A 3,074-nucleotide genomic window follows, 5' to 3' on the forward strand; every position below is an offset into this window, starting at 1 on the left:
AGATGTGTAGAAGAGAGAGGTCTGGACTTAACTGTCTAATCGGACCAGGGGATTCTGGTAAGTCAACAATTTTAGATGCCATTGATTTGGTTCTAGGTGCACGACGCTCTTACTCATTCAACGATGCAGATTTTTACCAACTAGATACTTCATCTCCTTTGACTATCACAGTGACAATTGGCGAGCTTGATGATGAGTTAAAAAATGTTGAACGATACGGTTGTTTTCTTCGAGGCTTTAATTTTGAGACCAAAGAAATCTTTGACGAGCCACAACCAAATTGTGAAACGGTTCTTACCTTCAAGCTCTATGTAGATGCAGACTTAGCACCTGATTGGCGACTATACTCTGATCGTGCCGATGCAGATGGTCTTGAACGTAGATTACCTTGGAAACACCGAGAATTACTGTCTCCAGCCAGACTGGGCACCACATCACATCAAAATCTCTCATGGGGACATCGTTCAGTATTAAACAAACTTTCTGAAGATACCTTAGATGTATCTTCAGTTCTTGCCCAATTAGGACGGCAAACCCGTGAAGCCTTTGCTGCACAACCAGTACAAGGGGTCACAGAGGTTTTGACCCAAGTCAAGCAAATCGCCAACGGACTTGGTGTACCGCTCGGACAACTTAGCGCGCTTCTCGATGTCAATGGAATATCCATGTCCAATGGTGCCATAAGCCTCCACAATAGTGATGGGACACCTCTAAGGCAATTAGGGACTGGATCTTCACGCTTACTCATTAGCGGCCTGCAAAAGGCTACTAGCAGCTCTAGTATTTTGATCGTTGATGAAGCCGAATATGGTCTTGAGCCATACCGTATTAGTAGGCTACTTAACGAACTAGGATCAAAGGACATCGAGCCCCAAAAGCAAGTATTTATAACTACTCACTCACCTTATGTACTTAGAGAGCTACAAGCTACCCAACTCCATGTTCTAAGAAAACAATCCATAGCTGCTCAGGTATTTGAATTCCCACTTTACTCCCATCACATCTATAGTCTTTTTGGGGGAGAGCAACAACAAGCAACACTAAGAGCTTGTGCAGAAGCATTCTTCAGCAAAGCAATAATTGTCGGTGAAGGAAGCACTGAAGTTGGTTTTATCAGAGGTTTGGATCTTTACAAGCAAGATAATCAACAGCTCGGAATTCAATCTAAAGGAGGGTTTTGTACTGATGGCGGCGGTGGTGATAACTACTTTCAGCGAGCTAAGGTATTTGCGAGTTTAGGTTACCCTGTGGCCTTACTAAAAGATTCCGATATAAATTCTCAGGCACACCAGGCACAGACTGAACAATGTACACAGGCAGGTGTAACAATTTTTGAATGGGGACATGGTATGTCTACCGAAGGTGCAATTTTCAGCTGGTGTAGAGTAGATATTTTGCCACTACTTGTAAAAGTAGCTGCTGACTTAAACGGGCACCAGGAAGTTGACCAGCACATTAAAAATAAGTCGAATAACCAATATGATTTGGCCGCATGTTTATCCAACCCACTGGATGAAATGAGAGGTTCTTTAGCCCTTGCTGCTGGCCACTATAAATGGTTTAAAAACATCACAAAATCTGAAACCATCATCAGGAATGTCGTTGCCCCTAATATGCCATTATTTAACGAACATTTTCAAAGTATCCTCAATGGCTTACTCAATTGGGTAGAAGCTAATGGAGATATTCGATGAACGTGGAAACCGTTCTTGATACTAATAGAGGCGCAATTGTTGCTCCCGCTGGTTGCGGTAAAACCCATATAATCACGGAGACATTATCCGTGAATAATACCAAGCCTATATTGGTGCTAACGCACACCACTGCTGGAGTTTCTGCATTAAAAAAAAGACTGCGAAAGCTATCAGTGCCAACGTCGAACTATGTTGTTACTACCATTGATGGATGGGCACTTCGTATTGCCAATAGTTTCCCAATGACCTGCCCTGTTCATCATTCACCTGAAATGCCCCAGCTTTTTTATCCAGAAATTAGACAAACTGTTTTAAGGTTGCTAAATACAGGCAGCATTAGTGACATCCTACAATCATCATATTCACGACTGCTCGTTGATGAGTATCAAGACTGTGACGTTAATCAGCACAATCTAATTGCTTCACTTTCAAATATTCTCCCGACAGTTATTTTTGGTGACCCTATGCAATGTATTTTTAACTTCGGAGGTCCAATGCCTGATTGGGGCAGCGGAGTTCTGAAGCAATTTCCACTGATAGGTGAATTAAATACACCATGGCGTTGGAACAATGCTGGAGCACCGTTGCTTGGACGGTGGATACTTGAAACAAGGGAGGCACTAAAACAAGGGACAAGAGTTGACCTTAGAACATGTCCTGCCCATGTAATATTGCACCAACTGACAGACGTAGTCCGAACGGACATAACTAATCAGCATAATGCACAACACTCTATTTTAAATCACTACCCAACTGATTCTCTATTGGTAATAGGTAGTTCAATGGATGAACGTTCAAGGCATGGTTATGCTCAGGGTAATTCGCGAATTGAAGTAGTTGAACCAGTTCAACTTGCAAGTGTAACTAGTGCTGCAAGCCAATTTGATGACAATACAGGGGTAGCTCTTTCAGCCTCTATTTTGCAAGTTGCTAGTACTATGATGACCAATGTTGAAATGGCAACCACATCGAAACGAGTAGATAGTATTCTCAATCGTCGAAATAGGACTCCTGCAACAAATACTGAGCAAGCACTTTGCAACGTAGCGATTAATAGTTCTCGCTCCAACATCTTAGCAGCACTACAGCATCTAGAGTTAAAACCTGGTACTCGTGTTTACCGTAAAGGCGCATACAACGCTTTAAAAGACTCTTTAGCTCTTTCAATAACTTCTCCAACAATAAGTATCTTTGAAGCAGCGTCAGCAGTAAGAGAGCGCTTACGTCAGCAAGGAGATCAACGAATACCTAATCGAGCTATTGGTTCAACCCTTTTGCTCAAAGGCCTTGAAGCTGATCATTGCATGATTCTTGATGCGCAAGCTCGAGGAATGAACGCAAATCATTTATATGTAGCACTCTCACGTGGAGCTAAAACTA

2 protein-coding genes are annotated in these 3,074 nt (G+C 42.4%); both read left to right on the forward strand.

All coding sequences use genetic code 11. The annotated features are described in order from the left end of the window. On the forward strand, positions 1-1,694 hold a 1,694-nt coding region (locus tag B9J84_RS10820), incomplete at its 5' end, for an ATP-dependent endonuclease (RefSeq protein WP_094124114.1). Next, the coding region (locus tag B9J84_RS10825) for a UvrD-helicase domain-containing protein (RefSeq protein WP_094124115.1) at positions 1,691-3,074 on the forward strand (1,384 nt) is incomplete at its 3' end. The genes B9J84_RS10820 and B9J84_RS10825, both read left to right, overlap by 4 nt.

It is taken from the genome of Vibrio sp. V03_P4A6T147, from assembly GCF_002241085.1.
Taxonomy (GTDB): Bacteria; Pseudomonadota; Gammaproteobacteria; order Enterobacterales; family Vibrionaceae; genus Vibrio; species Vibrio anguillarum.